General features: G+C 64.1%; 21 protein-coding genes, 1 tRNA gene and 1 pseudogene. 12 read left to right on the plus strand and 11 right to left on the minus strand.

The window, feature by feature from the left end; all coding sequences use genetic code 11:
* Positions 1-350 precede the first annotated feature (350 nt).
* Together QA640_RS07090 and QA640_RS07095 are read right to left on the minus strand one after the other, a co-directional pair.
* Positions 351-1,721 (minus strand): site-specific integrase, encoded by a 1,371-nt coding sequence (locus QA640_RS07090; RefSeq protein ID WP_283040010.1) that lies wholly within the window; start codon positions 1,719-1,721, stop codon positions 351-353.
* 222 nt (positions 1,722-1,943) lie between these two features.
* Positions 1,944-2,028, minus strand: a tRNA-Leu gene (locus QA640_RS07095).
* A gap of 154 nt (positions 2,029-2,182) precedes the next feature.
* Between QA640_RS07095 and QA640_RS07100 the strand changes: the two genes are divergently transcribed.
* On the plus strand, positions 2,183-2,725 hold the full coding sequence (locus tag QA640_RS07100; RefSeq protein ID WP_283040011.1) for a disulfide bond formation protein B: 543 nt from the start codon (positions 2,183-2,185) through the stop codon (positions 2,723-2,725).
* 121 nt (positions 2,726-2,846) lie between these two features.
* Here QA640_RS07100 and QA640_RS07105 read toward each other — a convergent pair whose 3' ends face one another.
* Positions 2,847-3,932 carry an AbrB family transcriptional regulator gene (locus tag QA640_RS07105; protein WP_283040012.1) on the minus strand — a complete coding sequence of 362 codons (1,086 nt, stop codon included), beginning with the start codon at positions 3,930-3,932 and terminating at the stop codon, positions 2,847-2,849.
* An 88-nt stretch (positions 3,933-4,020) separates the two neighbouring features.
* Positions 4,021-4,290 (minus strand): PsiF family protein, encoded by a 270-nt coding sequence (locus QA640_RS07110; RefSeq protein WP_027522116.1) that lies wholly within the window; start codon positions 4,288-4,290, stop codon positions 4,021-4,023.
* 201 nt (positions 4,291-4,491) lie between these two features.
* Between QA640_RS07110 and QA640_RS07115 the strand changes: the two genes are divergently transcribed.
* Positions 4,492-4,980 carry a hypothetical protein gene (locus tag QA640_RS07115; RefSeq protein ID WP_283040013.1) on the plus strand — a complete coding sequence of 163 codons (489 nt, stop codon included), beginning with the start codon at positions 4,492-4,494 and terminating at the stop codon, positions 4,978-4,980.
* Between the two features lie 42 nt (positions 4,981-5,022).
* Here QA640_RS07115 and QA640_RS07120 read toward each other — a convergent pair whose 3' ends face one another.
* The gene (locus QA640_RS07120; RefSeq protein ID WP_283040014.1) at positions 5,023-5,577 is read right to left on the minus strand and encodes a TetR/AcrR family transcriptional regulator; all 555 of its coding nucleotides are present in this window, start codon (positions 5,575-5,577) and stop codon (positions 5,023-5,025) included.
* Positions 5,578-5,669: 92 nt separating this feature from the next.
* Between QA640_RS07120 and QA640_RS07125 the strand changes: the two genes are divergently transcribed.
* The 3 genes and pseudogenes from QA640_RS07125 to QA640_RS07135 all read left to right on the plus strand — a co-directional run bounded on the left by QA640_RS07125 (position 5,670) and on the right by QA640_RS07135 (position 7,356).
* Positions 5,670-6,101, plus strand: a complete 432-nt coding sequence (locus QA640_RS07125) for an acyl-CoA thioesterase (protein WP_283040015.1) — start codon at positions 5,670-5,672, stop codon at positions 6,099-6,101.
* Between the two features lie 4 nt (positions 6,102-6,105).
* Positions 6,106-6,571: pseudogene (locus QA640_RS07130) on the plus strand (PaaI family thioesterase).
* Positions 6,572-6,699: 128 nt separating this feature from the next.
* Positions 6,700-7,356, plus strand: coding sequence for a DsbA family protein (locus QA640_RS07135; RefSeq protein ID WP_283040016.1), 657 nt, complete (start codon positions 6,700-6,702; stop codon positions 7,354-7,356).
* Between the two features lie 72 nt (positions 7,357-7,428).
* On the opposite strand, the gene QA640_RS07140 is transcribed toward QA640_RS07135, so the two are convergent.
* The 3 genes from QA640_RS07140 to QA640_RS07150 all read right to left on the minus strand — a co-directional run bounded on the left by QA640_RS07140 (position 7,429) and on the right by QA640_RS07150 (position 9,806).
* Positions 7,429-7,635, minus strand: a complete 207-nt coding sequence (locus QA640_RS07140) for a hypothetical protein (protein WP_283040017.1) — start codon at positions 7,633-7,635, stop codon at positions 7,429-7,431.
* An 81-nt stretch (positions 7,636-7,716) separates the two neighbouring features.
* Positions 7,717-8,787, minus strand: a complete 1,071-nt coding sequence (locus tag QA640_RS07145) for a phospholipase (RefSeq protein WP_283040018.1) — start codon at positions 8,785-8,787, stop codon at positions 7,717-7,719.
* A 47-nt stretch (positions 8,788-8,834) separates the two neighbouring features.
* Positions 8,835-9,806 (minus strand): S1C family serine protease, encoded by a 972-nt coding sequence (locus QA640_RS07150; protein ID WP_283040019.1) that lies wholly within the window; start codon positions 9,804-9,806, stop codon positions 8,835-8,837.
* A gap of 264 nt (positions 9,807-10,070) precedes the next feature.
* Between QA640_RS07150 and QA640_RS07155 the strand changes: the two genes are divergently transcribed.
* From QA640_RS07155 to QA640_RS07185, 7 genes are all read left to right on the plus strand, one after another.
* Positions 10,071-11,489, plus strand: coding sequence for a M20 family metallopeptidase (locus QA640_RS07155; protein ID WP_283040020.1), 1,419 nt, complete (start codon positions 10,071-10,073; stop codon positions 11,487-11,489).
* A 260-nt stretch (positions 11,490-11,749) separates the two neighbouring features.
* Positions 11,750-13,540: a peptide ABC transporter substrate-binding protein gene (locus QA640_RS07160; RefSeq protein ID WP_283040021.1), complete on the plus strand. Its 1,791-nt coding sequence runs from the start codon at positions 11,750-11,752 to the stop codon at positions 13,538-13,540.
* A 28-nt stretch (positions 13,541-13,568) separates the two neighbouring features.
* Positions 13,569-14,528 (plus strand): ABC transporter permease, encoded by a 960-nt coding sequence (locus QA640_RS07165; RefSeq protein ID WP_283040022.1) that lies wholly within the window; start codon positions 13,569-13,571, stop codon positions 14,526-14,528.
* Entirely contained in the window at positions 14,494-15,423 is a 930-nt protein-coding gene (locus QA640_RS07170) for an ABC transporter permease (RefSeq protein WP_283040023.1), read from the plus strand. Before QA640_RS07165 ends, QA640_RS07170 begins: the two co-directional genes overlap by 35 nt.
* Positions 15,423-16,403: an ABC transporter ATP-binding protein gene (locus tag QA640_RS07175; RefSeq protein ID WP_283040024.1), complete on the plus strand. Its 981-nt coding sequence runs from the start codon at positions 15,423-15,425 to the stop codon at positions 16,401-16,403. The genes QA640_RS07170 and QA640_RS07175 overlap by 1 nt, the downstream gene beginning before the upstream one ends.
* Positions 16,400-17,368 carry a dipeptide ABC transporter ATP-binding protein gene (locus QA640_RS07180; protein ID WP_283040025.1) on the plus strand — a complete coding sequence of 323 codons (969 nt, stop codon included), beginning with the start codon at positions 16,400-16,402 and terminating at the stop codon, positions 17,366-17,368. Before QA640_RS07175 ends, QA640_RS07180 begins: the two co-directional genes overlap by 4 nt.
* 150 nt (positions 17,369-17,518) lie before the next feature.
* Positions 17,519-18,703 carry an MFS transporter gene (locus QA640_RS07185; protein ID WP_283040026.1) on the plus strand — a complete coding sequence of 395 codons (1,185 nt, stop codon included), beginning with the start codon at positions 17,519-17,521 and terminating at the stop codon, positions 18,701-18,703.
* Between the two features lie 10 nt (positions 18,704-18,713).
* Here QA640_RS07185 and QA640_RS07190 read toward each other — a convergent pair whose 3' ends face one another.
* The 3 genes from QA640_RS07190 to QA640_RS07200 all read right to left on the minus strand — a co-directional run bounded on the left by QA640_RS07190 (position 18,714) and on the right by QA640_RS07200 (position 21,796).
* Complete coding sequence (locus tag QA640_RS07190; protein WP_283040027.1) at positions 18,714-19,337, minus strand: HAD family phosphatase; 624 nt, start codon at positions 19,335-19,337, stop codon at positions 18,714-18,716.
* Positions 19,338-19,447: 110 nt separating this feature from the next.
* On the minus strand, positions 19,448-19,729 hold the full coding sequence (locus QA640_RS07195; protein WP_283040028.1) for a hypothetical protein: 282 nt from the start codon (positions 19,727-19,729) through the stop codon (positions 19,448-19,450).
* 162 nt (positions 19,730-19,891) lie between these two features.
* On the minus strand, positions 19,892-21,796 hold the full coding sequence (locus tag QA640_RS07200; RefSeq protein ID WP_283040029.1) for a diguanylate cyclase: 1,905 nt from the start codon (positions 21,794-21,796) through the stop codon (positions 19,892-19,894).
* Between the last annotated feature and the right edge of the window lie 111 nt (positions 21,797-21,907).

Genomic DNA, 21,907 nt, shown 5'->3' on the forward strand with positions numbered 1-21,907 from the left:
GCGCCAATGTCGCGACGTCCGCCAGGTTTTTCGATAGCTATGACGAGGTGTTTCCAGCCGTCGAATTCATATTCATAGCTCCCTCGGCCAATGGCAAAGGTGCGAGGACCAAGATTGCAAACCGTGCTCGAGAGATCGATTGACCGATTGCTGGCTCAATCGCTTGCTTTATTCGGGGAGAAACGGAACGAATCATAGAAGTTGGCTTGCAGGGCCTAACTAAGCAGCCATGGGTAATTGATCTGATGGTTTGCTTACCATCGGTGATTGCATAAGCGTCGACGACTATCACATGAGCTTGCCACAGATTGAATTGGGCAACAACCTTAACCAGCCTGATGATAGGTGACTCAACCCCGCGCGCCTCCCTTGATCGGCATCACCTTCTTGGGATGGAGCCAGTGGTCGATCCGATCAGCCCAATGCTGCATCAGCTTCGCTCGCGAGCCGATCAGCGCGAGCGGTCCGTGCTTCTTGTAGAGCCCTTCCACAGTCGAATTATCGAGATGCGCGAGCTGCAACTCGACGACATCGCCGTCCCATGCCTTGGCGTCCTTGATTTCTTCGTGGTGAGACAGGGTCGAGAAGGTGGTCCGGAATCCGTGGGCACAATGATCAGTCTTGGTGTCAATGCCAAGCAGCCGCAGGCGCTTGTTGAGCGTGTTGTTCGATAGCGGAGAGTCCCTCGAGCAGGAAAACGCGTACCGGCGATGGCCGGTCAGCTTCTGAGCGCTGCGCAGGATTGCGAGTGCCTGCCGTGACAAAGGCACGACATGGTCCCAACCAGTCTTCATCTTTGTGGCTGGAACAGTCCAGCGTTCGGCGTCCCAATCGACCTCGCTCCACTCCATTTCATTGACCATGCCGGGGCGGGGAATGGTCAGCGCATCGAAGCGCAAGGCAAGGCCAACAACGTCACCAAATCTCGCTCTCGTCCACGGTGCGCTGATGAGCTTGAAGACGCGCGTCACGTCACGTGGTTCGGTGACGCCGGGACGCGGCGTCGAAATGTTGGCTATCATCTGCCCATTCAGGTTGCGGAATGGATTGTAGCCGTCGCCTTCGACATCGGCATAGTCGCAGATTTGCTTACCGATGCTGCGCACGCGGTCGCGGGTTTCCAGCTTTCCCTCAGCTTCATATGAACGCATGAAAGCGAGCACGTCCGGACGCTTGATGTCCTGTCTGCACAGCTTGCCGAAGCGAGCCTTGACGTAGCCGACACGCAGCTCGAGCACCTCGATGGTCTTGGAGTCGCGCACCGCAACGATCCTGCCGCGTTTGACTTTCTCCACCTTCTTCTTTGCAAGCCACTCGTCGGCCCATTGCCCGAACGGCCGGGCGGCCGCCTGCCTGTGCTTTTCAAGCTGCTTCTCGGTGCTCGGGTCTTTGCCTTCCTTGAGCAGGTCTTTGGCCTTGTCGCGCTCGCGCCTCGCGTCGGCAAGCGAGAACGTGCCATCCTTGCCGTTCCCGTAAGGGCCGATGGCGTAGGTTTTCTGACGGCCGTGGAAGCGGTAGCCCATCCGCCAGAGCTTGGATGCAGCGTCGCAGGGCCTGCTCTGGTCCGGTGTGACGAAGAGATAAAGGCCGCCACCGGTCACGTCGGAAATCTTGGCGGGGCTCCACGTCCCATTGTCGAATTTCGGTCGGGCGGCGCGGCACTCGACGTCGGTCCTGATCTTCTTTGGGTTGGCGCACGCGCCACCGTTCTTGCGGGCCATCTGCTCCATTCCTTCGTTCGGAATAGCGAAAGTCGCCGTGAACGTTTGTTCTCCCGATACCAACACGATACCAACAAAAATACCAACAAATCGGACGGCTGGGACCGGATGAGAACAAACGGTGACGAACACCGATGTACGCGAAAGCGCCTATTTTTCAAGGGCTTCCGAGCACTGCGCGGACGGTTGCGGACGCTTTCGAACTGGCTTGAACAGCCTAGTTGGTGCCCCTGGCCGGAATCGAACCAGCACTCCTTGCGGAACTCGATTTTGAGTCGAGCGCGTCTACCAGTTCCGCCACAGGGGCCCCCGGTCGGCCCGTGGCCGGGCGTCGCGAAGCCGGCGGACTATAGCCATGGAAAAGGCGGGGTCAACCCGCGCCAAAGTGATGTCCGGCGTTCTCGACAGCGCCATCGGCGGGGGCTAGAGGCTAGGCTTAACCCTTCACCTCTGAGGCCGTCGTGACGACGAATAGCGCTGCAATACCAGCCTCCCGCCCCGCCGCGGGCAATCCGGCGCTCACGGCCTCGGCCGCCGTCACCTTGATTGCGGCTGCGACGATCGCGGGCGCCTGGTTCTTCCAGCTCGTGCTCGAAATCCTGCCCTGTCCGCTGTGCCTGGAGCAGCGTTACGTCTACTATCTGGCGATCCCGCTCGGCGCGCTCACGGCGCTTGGCGCAAGAGGCGGCGTGCCGCGGCCGCTGCTGCTTGCCGGACTCGCGTTGCTCGCGCTGGCGACGCTGGCCAATGCCGGCCTCGGCACCTATCACGCCGGGGTCGAATGGGGCTTTTGGAAGGGCCCGACCGATTGCTCCGGCCCTGTCGTCAATCTCGGCAGTGCAAAGGATCTGTTGTCGCGGCTCGATACGGTGAAGGTGATCCGCTGCGACGAGGTGCAATGGCGCTTCCTCGGCCTCTCGCTCGCCGGCTACAACGTGCTGATCTCGCTCGCGATGGCGGCGATCGCGGCGTGGGGATTTTTGGTGACGGCGAAGCGGAGCTAGCAAAGGCGCGTTAGCGCCGTGCCCACCATCTTTCCCCGGGCATCCGCCGACGTAGTGGGCACGCTTCCGCCTTCGCTCTTCGATACGGCGGACAAGTCGCTTTGCTTACCCTAGGAAGCCGTCAATCATCCACATCGTCCTGCGTGCGTCCGAAAAGGTGCACGATACCCGGAGTTGCGATGGTCACGAACACGAAGCGCGACAGGTGATGCGCGCCGACGAAGATCGGATCGATATGCAGGGTCAGCGCGAGCGCCAGCATCGCGTCCATCGCGCCCGGCGCGAAGGCGACGACGACATCGGAAAACTTCACGTGCGTCGTCAGCACCACGATCGCGACGAAGATGCCGGAGATCGCAATCGCGATCGCAAACGAGCCGAGCGCCGCGTTGATGTGGCCGGCAAGGGTGTTGACCTTCATCCGCGCGAAACGGCTGCCGATCAGCGCGCCGATGCCGATCAGCGCCACGCCGCGCACCCAGTTCGGCAGGCCGCCCTCGACCCACCCCGCCCCGTGCAGCACGCTGGAGGCGATCATCGCGCCGAACATCCAGCTCGCGGGAAATTTCGCGAGCCGCAACAGCAGCGATAGCGCGAGCGAGGCGATGACGAGGATCAAGAGCTCGAACGGAGAGGCGATCGTCGTCGTCAGCGACGGCGCCGCCGAGGGCGCGAGGCCCGCAATCGCCAGTACCATCGGCAGCGCTGCGGTGAGGATGATCACGCGCATGGTCTGCACCACCGCGATCCCCTGCAGATCGGCGCCGCGCTCGACCGCCAGAATCGTGATCTGCGACAGCGCGCCGGGGCTTCCGGCGAGAAAAGCCGACGTGCGGTCCCAGCCATGGATGCGTTGCAGGTAATAGCTCGAGCCGAAGGTCGAGCAGAAGGTCGCAAGCGCGAGCAGTCCGATCGTCAGCGGATAGGCGCTGACCTGCTGGATCAGATGACGCGAAACGACGGACCCCAGGGAGATGCCGAGCAGCACCAGCACGGTCTGCGTCAGGATCGGCGGCACCGCGAGCGGGCGGCCGGCGATCGCGGCGATCCCGACCGCGATCATGGCGCCGGAGATCAGTCCGCCCGGCAGGTTGGCAAAAAGGAAAACCAGTCCGCCGACTGAGCCGATGCCGAGCGTCTCGATGGCGCTTCTGATCTTGGCGCGGGAGGGCAGCTCAAAGGGCAGGGAGGCGGTGATCTGTTTCACACCGCCTTATGGCAAATCGGAGAAGCACGCACAATTGCGGCCATGTCATGCCGCAATGCGCGCGCTTGCAGGGGCGAATGTGACGGAATTATTTCGCGGCGGGGGCGGCGGTGCCGGCCTTCGCTTCCTTCATGCACTCGGAGCGGAATTTTTTGCGCTCCTTGCCGTGCAGGCCCTTGGCATCCGCCTGCTTGGAGCATTCGAGCGACTCGGCCGAATGCTGCTTCGGCGCCTTCTTGTCGGTCGTGGTGGCTGCAGTATCGCTCTTGGCGGCCGGCGCAGCAGTCTGCGCGAAGGCGGTGCCGGTGGCGAACAGGGAGGCGAGGGCGACGACGGCGAGGCGCGAGGCGAGGGTCATGTGTTGCACTCTTGTGTTTGCGAATTGAACAAGGGCGGAGAACGTCTGCCCGCATTGCTGAACGCAACATGAATGGACGGCGCGCCGCGATCACTAAATTTTGGCCGCGAAAAGCATCGCTTCCTTGTCGGATGCCGCCGACACGCTAGGATAGTGATCCCAATTTGCTTCCCCCGGGGCAGATCAAGGAGGAGACGAAGGATGACCATTCAGACAAAATTGTTCTGCGCAGTTGCGGCATCGAGCGTCGCGGCGTTGCTCGCGAGCGCGCCGGCGCAGGCGCTGACCACGCAGGAATGCAGCGCGAAATATCAGGCGGCCAAGAAAGACGGCACGCTGGGCGGCATGAAGTGGAATGATTTCCGGAAAGCGCAGTGCGGTGCGGATGCAACTCCCGCCGCGGCGCCCACGGCCGCCGCACCGGCGGCGCCGGCCGAGCCGAAACAGGCGAAGAAGGAAGCTGCGCCCGCTGCGGCCCCCGCGCCGACGATGCCGGCAGGTCCCGCGGTCTTCCCGAACGCGGTCGATCCGAAATATGCCAAGGAGACCGCCGGCAAGGCCCGCATGCACACCTGTGTCGACCAGTACAACGCCAACAAGGCGACCAACGCCAATGGCGGCCTGAAGTGGATCCAGAAGGGCGGCGGCTATTACAGCGAATGCACCAAGCGGCTGAAGGGCGCCGCGTAAGGCTTGAAATGTGTCGACGGCCGGGGCGACGGCCCCGGCCGCTCAGCCGGTCGCCAGCAGCTTTTCTGCCGACTTTGCAATCATCTGCGCCCGCTTGCGCGGGCCGCGCTCGACGAAGAGCAGGCTCTGGCCGAACACGAAGCAGTAGAACATGAAGGCCTGCGCATCCGCCTCATCGGCGCCAAGGCCCGTCGCGCGATACAGCTCCGCGACATGCTTGAGACGCGCCGCATCGACGCTTGCTACCGCTGACGCCGCGGTCTCGTCGAGCCTCGCCCATTGCCGGATCGCTAGCTCGATCGCCATGGCGGCTGGATTCATGCGTTCGGAATAAAGCTGGATCACCGCCTTCAGCCGGTCGCGCGGGGATTGTCCGTCTAGACTCGTCTGCTGCGCGATCGCCTCCGTGCGCCCCTCGCGCCAGCGTTCCAGCATCGCGCCAAGCAGTGCCGCGCGGTCGGCGAAGCGGCGGTAGAAGCCGCCTTTGGTGACGCCGAGTTTTTTCGCGAGCACCTCGACCCGGACGCCCTCGACCCCAGTGCGGGCCAGTTCCGCGAAGGCCGCCTCGACCCAGACATCGCCTTTGGTGGCACTCATGAATTCGCCTTTCACCGAGCTTTGATACGGCGCCGTATTGCTAGCCCGTCACGGGCCTGATACGCTACCGTATCAAAATCAAGAGGCGGGAAATGGCAATGCGGGAGGCTACCTATCGCGGCACGGTCTATCCGTGGCAATGCGACCATGTCGGTCACATGAACATCATGTGGTATGTCGGCAAATTCGACGAGGCCAACTGGAATCTGTTCGCGCGCCTCGGGCTGACGCCGAGCTATCTGCGCACCTCCGGGCGCGGGATGGCTGCGGTGCAGCAGAACATCACCTACAAGCGCGAGCTGCTCGCCGGCGACATCATCGAGATCCGCAGCATCCTGCTCGAGCTCCGTGAGAAGTCGATTCGCTTCCGGCACGAGATGAGCAACGCCGAGACCGGCGAGATCGCCGCAACTTGCGAGATCGCCGGCGTGCACATTGACCGGGAGGCGCGCAAATCGACGCCGTTCGAACCCGTCATCTGCGAGATCGCGAAGCGGCATCTCGTCGAGCCGGTCATGGCGTGACGCGATGGCCGCCTTCGAGCCGAAAAATCCCGATTTCCGGGCGGCCGCATCCCGTCTGTTCGATGGCCAGCCGGCGATGCGCACGCTCGGCATCACCCTCGCGCGCGTTGCGCCGGGCGAGGCGGAGCTGGTGAGCTTATGCGGCCGGTTTCACCCAGCAGAACGGCTTCGTGCATGCCGGCATCATCACAGCGGGTCTCGACAATGCCTGTGGTGTTGCCGCCTTCACGCTGCTGCCGCGCGAGGCCGACATCCTCACCGTCGAGTTCAAGACGAATCTGCTCGCGCCGGCGCGGGGCGAGGGCTTCGTCTTCAGGGCTGAGGTGGTCAAGCCGGGCCGCACTCTCACATTTTGCGAGGCCAAGGCCTTCGCGCGGCAAGAGGGGGCGACGACGCTGGTCGCGACCATGACCGCCACGCTGATGGCGCTGGTCCGCCGCGATGCGGCGCAGGCCGGCACTCCCGCCTGATCCGTGCGGGCGGGATGGCCCGCATTCCGTTTTTTCGGCTGTCATTCCCGGCGACGCACTCTATATGCTGGTGCGTAACGCTTCTGGGCCTCAGGCCGTAGTACCGACGGGCCGAACTGGGACGAGGGATGACTGGACACAAACCAACGCGGCGCGCGGCGCTGACACTGATCGGGGCGGGCGCGGTGCTCGCAGGCGGCCTCCGCCCCGGCCGCGCCGCGACGGCCGAAGACGATACCATCCTGACCGAAGCCGCCGTGCTGCGCGATCCCGATGTGCCCGGGATCGGCAACCGTGACGGCGATATCACCATCGTCGAATGGTCCGACTATCAATGTCCCTATTGCCGCCGCGTCGAGCCGGAGCTGCGCCAGATCGTCCAGGATGACGGCAAGGTGAGGCTGGTGATGAAGGACTGGCCGATCCTCGGGCCGGTCTCGGTGACCGCGGCGCGGATGGCGCTGGCTGCCAAATTCCAGGGGAAGTACGACCAGGCCCATGATGCGATGATGGGCGTGAACTCGCGCCTGACCGAGCCGCGCATCAACGAGCTGCTCGCGGGTGTCGGGGTCGACATGGATCGCCTGAAGCGCGATCTCGCCGGCCACGCCAAGGACATCGACGCGATCCTGAAACGCAACAACGATCAGGCCGAGGCCTTTGGCTTCCGGGGTACGCCGTCCTTCATCGTCGGTAAATTCCGCGTACCGGGGGTGCTTACCATGGCCGAGTTCGAGCAAGTGATCGCGGACGCGCGCAAGGCGAAGGCAGGCAACAGCAACTGAGGCCAAACGAGACAAAGGCGCCGTCGCGGATCGCGGCGGCGCCTTGTCGATGGATTGCTGAACGCAGCCCTCTTATCGCCACGAAATCTTTACCCAGTCCTTGTGCGCGCGGTCCACCAGCGCGTCCCAGTCGGCCCTTGCGACATCCCAGTTCACGATGGTGCGATTGGTCGCCGCGACCTCGCCGCTGGCGACCGACGACGTCTGCATCGAATCATGAATGTAGACGCCGATACCAAGCAGCAGCGCGCCCAGGATCATTCCGAAAAAAGTCTGCATAGCGAACCTCCGTGACAGGCAATAACGCCGGCTCGGATCGAATGGTTCCGCAGCACTGCAGCGCGAACAAGGACAACTTGTTCACCCACCATTCAGCCATTGCAGCAGCTCCGAATTGATCTCGCGCGGATAGCAATGGCTGAGATCGTCGATCTCGCGATAGGTGACCTCGGCACCGGCGGCAGACAGCGCCGACTGTGTTTGCCGCGCGACCTGCACGGGAAACATCCAGTCGAGCCGGCCGTGGGTGATGAAGACCGGCAACCGTTGCAGGCGCACGCCGTCTGCCATTTCAGCCATCAGCGGATCGAAGGTCGCGGAGACCGGTGCAAGATGCGTGAAGGGCGAAGCGGCCTCGAGCCCGCTAACGTAGCAGAAAGTGCCGCCATCGCTCATGCCGGTCAAAAGCAGGCGCGACGGATCGACATTCCACAGGCTGCGGACGGTTTCGAGGATGCGTGCGAGATTCGGCGTGTCGGCGTCGTCGCCCATCAGTGCCCAGGTCGGACCCGTCGCGGTCGGCGCGATCAGGATCGCACCGATGCTGCGTGCATCGCGCAGCCAGCTCCACAGGAAGCCGCGGCCATTGCCCCTGCCGCCATGCAGCGCCACCACCAGCGGCCAGGACCGATCGGGCGTGTAATATTCCGGCACGTAGAGCGAGTAGCCGCCGCGGCTGCCGGGTTCGTTGTTGCGATGGAAGATACCGGTTTGCCCGGGGGGTGCCCTGGCCAGCCGCGTCATCAGATCTTCGTCCTCGCGCATTGCGGCGTTGAGAAAGAAGCGGCTCACCGGCGGAAATTTCACCGCAATCGGATAGAGCGCTTCCTGCGCGCGGGGCACATGGCGCAGCGCGCGGAAGACGGCGACGAGATCGCCATTGCCGGCCTGAACCGTCCGCAGGCCGGCAAACGCGGCAAGCGCTTCATCACAAGCCCGTTCAATCGAGCTCCGCGTGTCCGCAAAGGTTTCGGGCCATTCGCCGAGCTCGGAACGCGCGGCCTGGAGAGCGGTGTCCGGCGCGCCGATCGCATCCATGACGGAGTTGAAGGCCGGCGGATGCAGGTGCCGCGCAACGAAGCCGAGCGCCTCCAGCGCATCGAGCAGCGGCGGCAGCACGGCCACGATGTTGTCCACCACGGCCTCGCTCATCGGCTCGCGTTCCTGTTCTTGCGTGCGGCCTATCAGTGCAGCACTGTTCAGTGCAATCTTGGGGCCTTCAACAGCTTCATGCGGTCGGTGGAGGTCACCGTGACGTCGAAGGTGACGCCTTCGTGGTGCACCGTCAGGGGCACGTCCACGCCCGCCGTGCCGAGCCCCCACAGCTTGCGATAGAAGCCCGTCTGGCTCGTCACCTTCTCGCCATCGACGGCCAGGATGACGTCGCCGGTCTTGAGCTCGGCGCGTGCCGCCGGCCCGTTCGACGAGATGCCAATGATCACCACGCGGCGATCGATCTCAGTCGAAAACAGCCCGAGCCATGGCCGCGCCGGCTTGTTGACGCGGCCGAATTTACGCAAATCGTCCAGGATCGGCGTGAGCAGGTCGATCGGCACGGCCATATTGACGTGCTCGGCCTTGCCCTCGCGTTCGCGCTCGAGCTGCAGCGAGCCGATCCCGATCAGCTCACCGCGATCGTTGAACAGTCCGGTGCCGCCCCAGTTCGGATGGGCGGGATAGGTGAAGATCGCTTCATCGAGCAGATATTCCCAGTAGCCGGCGAATTCCTGCTTGGCCACGATCTGGCTCGCGACCGAGCGCGTGCGGCCGCCGGCGCCGCCGACCACGACACGGTCGCCGATCCTGATCGCGGCCGATGAGCCGAGCGGAACAGGCGCGAGGTCGAGCTTGCCGAGCGCCTGCACCAGGCCGAAGCCGGTGACCTGGTCGAAACCCAGCACATGGCCTTCCATCACGCGTCCGTCGCCAAGATGCAGCCAGACCGCTTCCGCCTCGGTAATGAGGTAGCCGATGGTCAGCACCAGTCCGTCATCGATCACGATGCCGTTGCCGGCGCGCTCGGTGCCGAGCGTCTCGGCGCTGAAGGCGTCCGGCGGAATGATGGAATGCAGGCCGACGACGGACGAGAGCACACGGTCGAGATCGAATCCATAGTCGCCGGCATGCGGCTGATGTGCCGGCGGCACTCTCCATTCGGTCAGAGCGGGCATGGAGTTCTCTCCTTGCGAGTCTCTTGGCCTGGGCGTTCCGGCATTTGCGGCAACGAGCAAGGCGCGAAGCACCGGCAATGTATGCCTCGAAGGGCTGTCTTGAAAGCCCATTGGACCAGTTGGCCAACGCGAATTGCTGAAATTGGTGTCACACTGCGTGCCGCTTCGGCCGCATGGCTGGTGTCCTGGCCGGTGCTAGGCGGGCTGAAACGAAGCTGCTAACCATTGGCGCTTCGTTTGGCCAAGGGATCATGGGCGACAAGCATGGACAACCGCAGCGACATCTGGCGTGGCATTGATACGATCAAGGCGCGTTTCATCGACTTGAGCGACAAGGTCTGGGGAACGCCCGAGGTGTGTTACACCGAAGCGCGCTCCGCCGCCGAGCATCTCGCCGAGCTGCGCCATCAGGGTTTCCGCATCACCGAGAACGTCGCTGATATTCCCACCGCGCTGATGGGCGAGTGGGGCGAGGGCGGTCCGGTCATCGCCTTCCTCGGTGAATATGACGCGCTTCCGGGCCTCAGTCAGGAGGCGGGAGTCGCCGAGCATCGTCCAGTCGAGACCGGCGGCCATGGCCATGGTTGCGGTCACAATCTGCTCGGTTCGGCCGCGTTGCTCGCGGCGACCGCGGTGAAGGACTGGCTCGCCGAGCACAAGGTGTCCGGCCGTGTGCGCTACTATGGCTGCCCCGCCGAAGAAGGCGGCGCGGCAAAAGCCTTCATGGTGCGCTCCGGCGCGTTCGCGGATGCCGACATCGCCATCACCTGGCACCCGCACAGCTTCTGGGAAGTCGCGGTGACGCCGTCGCTCGCCAACACGCGCGCCGATTTCATCTTCACCGGCCGCACCTCGCATGCGGCGGCTTCGCCCCATCTCGGCCGCTCCGCGCTCGACGCGGTCGAATTGATGAATGTCGGCGTCAACTACATGCGCGAGCACATGCCGAGCGACGCGCGCGTGCATTACGCGCTGCTCGATACCGGCGGTATCGCACCGAACGTGGTGCAAGCCCATGCCCGCGTGCGCTACTCCATTCGTGCCCGCGATCTGCCCGGCATGAACGAGCTGGTCGAGCGCGTGAGCAAGATCGCGCAGGGCGCAGCCCTGATGACCGAGACCAAGGTGGAGATGAAGATCATTTCCGCCGTCTCCAACATCCTGCCCAATGCGCCGCTGGAGCAGGCGCTGCACCGGGTCATGGAAGAGCTCGGACCGCCGCATTTCGACGACGCGGACAAGAAATTCGCCGGCCAGATTCGCGCCACGCTGAGCGATAAGGATATCGCGTCTGTCTATTATGCGATCGGCATGGAGCCGACGGAGCGGCCGCTCGCCGACTTCCTGGTGCCGCTCGACGCCAAGCGAAATCCGCTGGTCGGCTCGACCGACGTCGGCGACGTGAGCTGGGTGGTACCGACGGTGCAGGTCCATGCACCGACGGTTGCAATCGGCACACCTTTCCACACCTGGCAGGTGGTGGCGCAGGGCAAGAGCCCGCACGCCCACAAGGCGATGGTGCAGGCCGCCAAGGCGATGGCTGGTCTTGCCATCAAGGCGCTGACGGAGCCGGAGCTGATCAAGGCCGCGAAAGCCGACCTGAAGAAGCGCACCGCCAAGACGCCTTATGTCTGCCCGCTGCCGGACCATGTCGCGCCGCCGCTGGATATGTCCGTGGCGTAGAATATTTTCTCGATACTTCGTCTGATCTGCCGAATAAATTTTCTGCAGTGCAGCGTTGATTGGCGGGCGTTTCAGCGTCGAATTGCCGAACGGTTGGGCGGCAAAACATAGTTTTGCCCAACGGACAGCCAGAAGACCGTTTGCATACATACGGTCGCAGTTGACGTACGCCCCATTCGGTGTGCCATCTACCGCCAGCCAAGCCCGGCGGCCGCGCTTGCGGCTGCCCGCATCCATTTGGAACCAGACGGGGGACCGCCATGCTGGACAAGAAGCTGCGTGCAATGATCGACAAGGTGGCGGACGGCCGGATGGATCGCCGCGCCTTCATCCAGCGCATGGCCGCCGTCGGCCTTGCCGCCCCGCTGGCCAACCAGATTCTGGCGCTTGGCGGCGTCGCCATGGCCGAGGGCCCTTCGACCTACAAGCCCACCAAGCGTGGTGGTGGCGGCGCGCTGAAGCTGTTGTGGTGGCAGGGCCCGACCCTGCTCAACCCGCATTTCGCTACCGGCACCAAGGACCAGGATGGCTCGCGCATGTTCTACGAGCCGCTCGCCTGCTGGGATCCCGACGGCAACATGAAGCTGGTGCTCGCCGCCGAAATCCCTTCGATCCAGAACGGCGGGCTTGCCGCCGACGGCAAGTCGGTGACCTGGAAGCTCAAACCCGGCGTCAAATGGCATGACGGCAAGCCATTCACCGCCGACGACGTCGTGTTCAACTGGGAATACGCCAAGGACCCCGCGACCTCGGCGCTGACCATTGCGACCTATCGCGACATTACCGTCGAGAAGGTGGACGACCTCACGGTCCGCATCCTCTTCAATAAGCCCACCCCATTCTGGGCCGACGCTTTCGTCGGGGCGCCGAACGCGATTATTCCCAAGCATCTGTTTGCGGACTACAAGGGCGCTAAATCCCGCGAGGCGCCGAACAACCTCTCCCCGGTCGGTACCGGCCCCTATAAATTCATCGAGTTCAAGCCGGGCGATCTCGTCCGAGGCGAGCTCAATCCCGACTATCACATGCCGAACCGGCCCTATTTCGACACGTTCGAGATGAAGGGCGGCGGCGACGCCGTCTCGGCCGCGCGTGCCGTGATCCAGACCGGCGAATACGATTTCGGCTACAACATCCAGGTTGAAGACGACGTGCTGTTGCGCCTGGAGAAGGGCGGCAAGGGCAAGGCCATCTATGCCGTCGGCGGCGACACCGAGTTCATCGCGCTGAACTTCACCGATCCCAACACCGAGGTCGATGGCGAGCGCTCCTCGATCAAGACCAAGCACCCGCTGTTCTCCGATCCCGCCGTGCGCAAGGCGCTGTCGCTGCTGGTCGATCGCGAAGCGGTCAAGAAGGTGATCTACGGCCGCGCTGGCCGCACCACCGCCAACTTCCTCAATGGTCCCGAAAAGTTCGTCTCCAAGAACACGAGCTGGGAATTCAGCATCGAGAAGGCGTCGAAGATGCTTGACGACGCCGGCTGGAAGCCCGGCGCGGACGGCATTCGCGAGAAGGACGGCAAGAAGCTCAAGCTCTTGTATCAGACCTCGATCAACGGTCCGCGCCAGAAGACCCAGGCCATCGTCAAGCAGGCCTGCCAGAAGGCCGGCATCGACGTCGAGCTGAAATCAGTGGTCGCCTCGGTGTTCTTCTCCTCCGACGTCGGCAATCCCGACATCTATCCGAAGTTCTACGCCGACATGGAGATGTTCCAGATCCCGATGACCCAGCCGGATCCGGCCCAGCACATGCGCCGATTCATTTCGGCGAACGTGGCGACCAAGGAGAACAAGTGGCAAGGGCAGAACTTCCCGCGCTACGTCAATAAGGAGTACGACGCCGCGATCGAGGCGGCTGAAGGCGAGATGGATCCGATCAAGCGCGCCGCGCTCTACATCAAAGCCAATGACATCCTGATCGGCGACACCGTGTTCATCCCGGTACAACATCGCCTCAAGGTGGAAGCCGCGGCCAACAACCTGGTGTGTATTATCAGCGGCTGGGCCAACGAGACCGACAACCTGTTCGACTGGTACCGGGAGGCATGATCGCCGGACTAGGCGGGGTCTTTACCTTATGAGTCAGTATGTCCTGCGTCGCATCCTGATCGCGATTCCGAGCCTGCTCGGCATTTCGGTGGTGCTGTTCGTCGTGTTGGCGCTCGCTCCCGGCGATCCGTTCTCGGAGCTGGCGACCAATCCGAACGTGCCGGCCGAAGTCGCAGCCTCGCTTCGGGCGAAGTTCGGCCTCGACGATCCGATCTATCTTCGCTACCTGCACTGGATCTCGGCCATGGCGCATGGCGACTGGGGCTTCTCCTTCGTCAGCCGGATGAACGTGGACACACTCATCCTCCAGCGCCTGCCGGCGACGCTCTACGTCATCGGCTCGGCGCAGATCCTGTCGCTCCTGATCGCGATCCCCGTCGGCGTCTACGCGGCGACTAAGCCCTATTCGCTGTTCGACCAGATCGCCAACACGCTTGCCTTCGTCGGCTTCTCGCTGCCGACGTTCTTCACGGGCATCCTGTTCATCCTGATCTTCTCGGTCACGCTGGACTGGCTGCCCCTGGTCTACACCACCGACGTCAAGGGGACCGGCATCCACTGGGTGCTCGAGATGATCCGGCAGGCGATCATGCCAGTGGCGGTGCTCGGCCTGTTCCAGGCCGCGTCTATGACGCGCTTCGTGCGCTCGGCGATGCTCGACGTGATCCGGCTCGATTACGTCACCACGGCGCGTGCCAAGGGGCTCGGACAAGCCAAGGTGATCGTCAAGCACGTCATGCGCAACGCGATGATCCCGGTCGTCACGCTCATTGCGTTGCAGATGCCGGCCGTGTTCGGCGGCGCCATCGTCACCGAGCAGATTTTCCGCATCCCCGGCATCGGCTCGCTGCTCATCTCCTCCATTCTCGCCAATGACACGCCGGTGGTGATGGCCGTCACCTTCGTGTTCGCGTGCCTCGTTGTGCTCTTCAATCTCATCGCGGACGTCCTGTATGGCTGGCTTGACCCTCGCATCTCCCTCCGCTGAGCGGACCACCGAGCGGGCTGCCTATTCGCCCTGGCGCGAGACGTGGCGGCGTTTTCGCTGCCACCGCATGGCCGTGGTCAGCGCGTTCCTGCTACTCGTGCTGATCCTCGCCGTGCTGATCGGTCCCTTCCTCTGGCACGTCAAGATCAACGACATCGACATCGTGGCAGGGCTCCAGGGACCCTCGCTCACCCATCCCTTCGGCACCGACGATCTCGGCCAGGATCTCCTGGCGCGCATGATCTATGGTGGCCGCATCTCGCTTGCGGTGGGGCTCGCCGCGATGCTGGTCTCGGTGTTTGTCGGCACGCTGATCGGCGCGCTCGCCGGCATGTCGCGCGGCGCGCTCGGACATGGCTTGATGTGGCTCACCGACCTCTTCCTGTCGCTGCCGCCATTGCCGCTTTTGCTGTTGCTCATCTATCTCTTCCGCGACGGGCTGAAGGCGATGTTCGGTCCCGAAGGCGGCATCTTCATCCTGATCGTGCTCGTCATCGGCGGTCTGCGCTGGATGCCGGTCGCGCGTCTGGTACGCGCGCAGTTCCTGTCGATCCGCGAGAAGGAGTTCGTCGAGGCGGCGCGGGCGCTCGGGGCAAGCCCGGTCCGGCAGGTGGTGCGGCATATCCTGCCCAATGCAGTAGGCCCGGTGATCGTCGCCGGCACCATCGACGTTGCCGCGGCGATCATCGCGGAATCGACGCTGTCCTTCCTCGGCCTCGGCTTTCCGCCGGATACCCCGACCTGGGGCCGGCTGCTCTATGATGCCAAGGATTTTCTCGACATCGGCCCGCACTGGGCGCTGTTCCCGGGCGGCGCGATCTTCGTCGCCGTGGTGGCCATCAACTTCATCGGCGACGGCCTGCGCGACGCCCTTGATGCGCGACGGGTGATCTGATGGCGCCGCTGCTCGAAATCAAAGGTCTCAAGACCCACTTTTCGACCGACGACGGCGTTCTGCAGGCCGTCGACGGCGTCGACATTTCCATCAACAAGGGCGAGACGCTCTGCGTCGTCGGCGAATCCGGCTGCGGCAAGACCGTGACTGCGATGTCGATCCTGAAGCTGATCGCGATGCCGCCCGGCCGTATCGCGGCAGGCCAGATCATCTTCGAGGGCCGCGATCTCGTGCCGCTGACGAGCCAGCAGCTCGACGAGGTCCGCGCCAAGGAGATCGGCTTCATCTTCCAGGAGCCGATGACCTCGCTCAATCCGGTTCTGACGGTGGGCGAGCAGATCGCCGAGAGCCTGCGCCGCCACGAGGCGGTGACCAAGAACCAGGCGCTCGAGCGCACCATCGAAATGCTGAAGCTGGTGCAGATCCCGAATGCCGAAGGCCGCGTGCACCACTATCCGCACCAGTTCTCCGGCGGCATGCGCCAGCGCGTGATGATCGCGATGGCGCTCGCCTGCAAGCCGAAGCTCGTCATCGCGGATGAACCGACCACCGCGCTCGACGTCACCATCCAGGCGCAGATCCTCGATCTGCTCCAGGACATGAAGGAGCGCTTCGGCATGGCGGTCATGCTGATCACCCATGCCATGGGCGTCGTCGCCGAGACCGCGCAGCGCGTCGTGGTGATGTATGCTGGTAAGGTGGTCGAGGAGGCGCCGGTCGACGATCTCTTCGGCGATCCCCGCCATCCCTATACGCAAGGGCTGATCCGCTCGATCCCGCGCATCGATCTCGACAGCGAGCACAAGACGCGGCTCGAGGCGATCAGCGGCTCGGTGCCGATCCTGATCAACCCGCCGGTCGGCTGCCGCTTTGCGCCGCGCTGCCGCCACGCCATGAGCATCTGCACCGAGAAGGAGCCGCTTCTGCGCGAGGTTGCGCCCGGCCACCGCATGGCCTGTCATCTGGGAGACGCGTCATGAGCGAACCCTTGCTGCGCGTCTCGGGCCTCAAGAAGCATTTTCCCGTGCTCGGCGGCCTGTTGTCGCGCCAGGTCGGCAGCATCTATGCGGTCGACGGCGTATCGTTCTCGGTCAATCGCGGCGAGACGCTCGGTCTCGTCGGCGAGTCCGGCTGCGGCAAGTCGACGACCGGACGCTGCGTGCTGCGCCTGATCGAGCCGACCGACGGCGAGGTCACCTTCGACGGCCAGGACGTGCGCAAGCTTGGCGGAACTGATCTGCGCGCGATGCGGCGGAACATGCAGCTGGTGTTCCAGGATCCGTTTGCCTCGCTCAACCCGCGCATGACGGTCGGCGCGATCCTCGGCGAGGCCTTCACCATCCATAACCTTGCGTCATCGGCCAGAGAGCGCGAGGAGCGCGTGGCAGGCCTGTTGGTGAAGGTTGGGTTGAAGGCCGAGCATATGCGGCGCTATCCGCACGAATTCTCCGGCGGCCAGCGCCAGCGCATCGTGATCGCGCGCGCGCTCGCGGTCGAGCCGAAGCTGATCGTCTGCGACGAGCCGGTCTCCGCGCTCGACGTGTCGATCCAGGCGCAGGTGATCAACCTGCTGGAGGACCTCCAGGCCGAGCTGAACCTCACTTATCTCTTCGTCGCGCACGACCTCTCGGTCGTCGAGCACATCTCCGACCGCGTCGCCGTGATGTATCTCGGCCGCATCGTCGAAATCGCGAAAGCGAGCGATCTCTACCGCAACCCGCAACATCCCTATACGAAGGCGTTGCTCTCGGCCGTGCCGGTGCCCGATCCTAAGCTCAAGCGCAACCGCATTCGCTTGAAGGGTGACGTGCCGAGCCCGATGAATCCGCCGAAGGGCTGCCACTTCCACACCCGCTGCCCGATTGCCCAGCCGCGCTGCTCGGAGAGCGCGCCGGAGCTGAAGGAAGGTGCGGGCGGGCACGCCGTGGCGTGTCATCTGATCTGAGGTTACGGGTGCGGACGTAACGGGGAGGCGATCCCAAGGAATCGTTCCAAGGGATCGTTCGGCGAGCGGGGGGCCATGAGCCGGATGCAGGATGTCAGTCTCGTTGGAGCCCAAGCACCGTCGGCGTCCCGTGCAGGGGATGCCGACGCCATGGCACGCCGGGCGCTGTGGGGCTCGGCGCTGGGCTACGCCATGGATGGGTTCGATCTTCTCATCCTCGGCTTCATGCTGAGCGCAATCTCGAAGGACCTCCACCTCACGCAACCCCAGGCGGCCTCGCTGGTGACGGGGACGCTGGTCGGCGCGGTCGTCGGCGGCTTCGTCTTCGGCATGCTGTCGGACCGGCTGGGCCGGGTCCGCGTTCTGACCTGGAGCATCGTCCTGTTCGCGATCTTCACCGGGCTGTGTGCGCTGGCGCAGGGCTATTGGGACCTCCTGACCTATCGGGCCATCGCCGGCATCGGCCTCGGTGGCGAGTTCGGCATCGGCATGGCGCTGGTGGCGGAGGCCTGGCCCGCGGAGAAACGCGCGCGGGCCACATCCTACGTCGGTCTCGGCTGGCAGTTTGGCGTGCTCGTTGCGGCGCTGGTGACGCCAATCCTGTTGCCGCTCATCGGCTGGCGCGGGATGTTCGCGCTCGGCGTGTTTCCGGCACTCGTCGCCTTCGTGATCCGGCGCGAGCTGCACGAGCCTGACGTCTTCATGGCGCACAAGGCGAAGACGGCGGATGCGGCTTCCTCGCTCCGCGCGCTCGTCGCCGATCGCGACACGACAAAGATCAGCCTCGGGATGATCATCCTCTGCTCGGTGCAGAATTTCGGCTACTACGGCATCATGATCTGGCTGCCGAACTATCTCTCGACGCGGTTTGGCTATGGCCTGACGCAATCGGCGGTCTGGACGTCAGTCACCATTGCCGGCATGGCGCTCGGCATCTTCCTGTTTGGTCATATTGCCGATCGCTTCGGCCGCCGTCCCGCGTTTCTCACCTACATGCTGGGTGCTGCCATCATGGTGGTGGTCTATTCGCAGCTGACGGCCGCGACGGCGCTGTTGATCGGCGGCGCCGTGATGGGCTTCTTCGTCAACGGCATGCTCGGCGGCTACGGCGCTCTGATGAGCGAGCTCTACCCGACCGTGGCGCGCGCCACTGCGCAGAACGTGTTCTTCAATATCGGTCGCGCGGTCGCCGGCTTCGGTCCGCTGGTGGTCGGCATCATCAGCGCGGCCTACGGCTTCCCGACCGCGATCGCCGGGCTCGCGCTGCTCTATCTGCTCGACGTCGTGGCGCTGCTTGCGTTGATCCCCGAGCGCCGTGGCGTGAAGCTCGCTTGAGACCGGGCGTTCACCGCATCTCGCGCAGGCCGTAATCCGAAAGGGCCTGCCTGAAAGCCGCCGCCGACGTGTGGTGGTGCGCGAGCAAGCCAGCCTCCCTTGCGCCGGCGACATTCTCCGCGAGGTCGTCGACGAAGAGAACCGCCTCAGGCCGCGTCCGCAGCTCCGATAGGCAAAGGCGATAGCATTGCGGGTCCGGCTTCGCCGCCTTGAACTGGGCCGAGGTGTAGATCCTTGAGCCGAACAGCGGGCGCAGTTCCGGAAACAGTGTGTCGATATGATCGGCGACCAGCGTCGTGTTGTTGGTCAGGACGGCAATCTCGACCGATTCGCGCAGGCCGCCGACCGTTTCCAGCATCGCGAGGTCGGCTTTCATCGACCGCCGCCGCGCCTCGACCCATTCATCGAGCGACAGGGGATAGCCGATGCGTTCGCCGAAGCCGCGCAAATAGTCCGGGCCATCGAGCGCGCCGCTGTCACCGAGCAGCTCGAAGCCGGAGTCCCAGATTGCCTTATGGACGCGTTCGCTGCTCACTCCGGCGAGCTCCGCGAGATACGCCACGCGCTTGCCCCTGTCGTAGTCGCAGAGGACGTTGTCCATGTCGAACAGGACAAACTCGATCTTGTCAGTCACGGGAATACTCTCTGCCCTCGCCGAAACATCCGGCCAAGACGAGGCGATACGCCGTCACAGCGCCGGCGGCAAACGATATTCTTGCAGCGGGCCGAGCCGGCCCGAAACCCTCACTGACGTCGCGATGCACGGCGGCGTGCCAATTGATGCAGCACCGTGTCGAAGGCCGGCACCGCTCTGGCGAGGTCGATCAGACGATTGTCCTGCGCAGCCGGTGACAGCAACTGCCGGAAGGCGAGGTTGAGCCGTTGCTCCCTGATGTAATGCGCCAGCCCGCCATCCGCCTCGAACAGCCGGTAGAGGCTTGCGCGCGAGATCCGAAACTCGCGGCAGAGCTCCGCGGCGGTGAGCAGGTCGGTCTCGAGATTGTGTGCAATGTGGTGCTTGATCATCGCGAGATAGAGATGCCGCTCGGCGCGTTCGACACCGGCCGCAATGTCGCCGGGTGGTGGCAGGACGTGCGCGGAGGTCGTGGTGCGATTGCATCGTTATGGGCCAGAATCGGAGGCTGAGAAGGGCGTGGCGCGCTACGCCTGGTAATCGGGCAATTTTCGTCACGCACTTTTCGCTGGCCACGACACGACCTGGCCCGACATCACCAGCCGGTCGCGGCCAGAGTCCTTGGCGGCGTAGAGCGCGCGGTCGGCGGCCGCCACCAGCGCATTGCAATCTGTCGCGGTCTGGGACGGAAGCCCAACCGCCGCGCCCAGGCTCATCGTGACCAACCGGGAGGGCGGATTCTGCGCGTGGAGCATCGCGAGCTCGCGCAAGCCATCGCGAATCTCCTCGCCGATACGGGCGCAGCCATCGGCGCCGGTGTTCGGCAACAACAGCGCGAATTCCTCGCCGCCGTAGCGCGCCGCGAGGTCAGCCGGGCGGCGCGCATGCGCGGCCAGAATCCTCCCCAGCTCGCGCAGGCACCCGTCGCCTGCAAGGTGTCCGTAATGGTCGTTGAACTTCTTGAAGTGATCGACGTCGATCAGGAGGAGCGAGAGCTGCGTGCCGTCGCGGCGGGCGCGTGCCCATTCCTCCGCAAGCCGTGCGTCGAATGCGCGGCGGTTTGCGAGCCCTGTCAGGCCGTCGGTCGTCGCCAGCGAGGCGAGCTTGTCCTGAAGATCCTTCTGCTCGGTCATGTCGCGCATGACTGCGACGACGCCGTCGATCTCGCCAGTGTCGGACGACCGCGTCACGTGCAGAGCCGACTCGGCCCAGATCTCGCCCTTCTCGCGGTGGCACTGACGATAGACGAATCTGGCCTCTTCGGCCTCGCCGTTCTTCAGGGCGGTGACCACCTGCTGGACCCGCTCCATGTCGTCCGGGTGGATGCCGGACACGGCCGACATGCCCAGGAGCTCATCAGGCGTCCAGCCGATCATGCGCGTACTTGACGGAGAGACGTAGAGCAGCCTGTTGTCGAGTCCGATCCGGGTCACCATATCGCTGGATTGCTCGGCCAGAAGCCGGAAGTGGGCTTCCTTGGCGACGAGAGCCTGCGCCATGCGCTGCCGTTGCAGGAGCTGGCGGACCAGGTAGGAGCCGATCACTGCGATCAGCAGGACCAGGCCAACGACATAGCTCATCCGCACGGTCGCCGCGTGCCGCCAGGGCGCCAGCACGTCGTCCTGCGACTTGCTCGCGAGCACCATCAGCGGATACTGGCTGCTGCGCTTGTAGTAGCTCAAGCGTTGCACGCCATCGAGCGGCGACTTGAAATAGTAGAGGCTGGCTGCCGGACGGTTGTCCCATTCCCTGAACAACGGAGCGTTGGATAGATCGCGCCCGATAAAGGCGCCGCTCTCGTCGCGGCTGCGCGCCAGCATGATGCCGTCATTATTGAGCAGCGAGACCGAGCCGTTCGGCCCGACGTCGAACCTCTGGTAGAATCGGACGAAATAGGCGACGTCGATCGTGAGCAGGGCGACGCCGGCGAAGCTGCCGTCGGGGTTGTTGATCCGGCGCGACGCGGTGATGATCCATTGGCCGCCGGAACGGCTCCTCACCGGCCGCCCGATCAGCGTGTTGCGGTCCGGTGAGCTGCGATGACGCTGAAAATATTCACGGTCGCTGTTGTTGAATTTGGAGAGGTCGACCTGTTCGGTTGTGGCAAGCCATCGGCCGGTCGCGTCATAGACGAAGATGCCGTGGATGCGGTCGGACGATTTGCGGGTCGGCAGATAGGTCTGGAGCTTTGCGATCGTGTCGGGGCCCATTCCGTCGAGCTCGAGGCGATGGACGAGGCCGACCAGGATCGTATCGGCGAGCTCGAACGTGTCGTCAGCATGCTGGACCAGCGACTGGGCGAGGTTGGCGACTTCCACTTCGGCATTCCTGAGCTCGGCGTCGCGCGTCTCCCATTCGCGCCAGCCGCTCAAGCCCAGGATGGTGATGCAGATCAGCACCACGAATCCGGCCGCCCAAAACGGGAGACGGGTTTTGCCGAGATCGCGGCTCGTGACCATCCGGTTTGCTCCAATTCGGCGCAAACCTCTCACCATCGCCTTAACGCCTTGTTGCATCATCCGCGCTGATTGCAGCGACCCGGGGGATTCCCCAATAGGTCGACGGATTAT

Origin of the sequence: Bradyrhizobium sp. CB82 (assembly GCF_029714405.1) — a bacterium.
Taxonomy (GTDB): Bacteria; Pseudomonadota; Alphaproteobacteria; order Rhizobiales; family Xanthobacteraceae; genus Bradyrhizobium.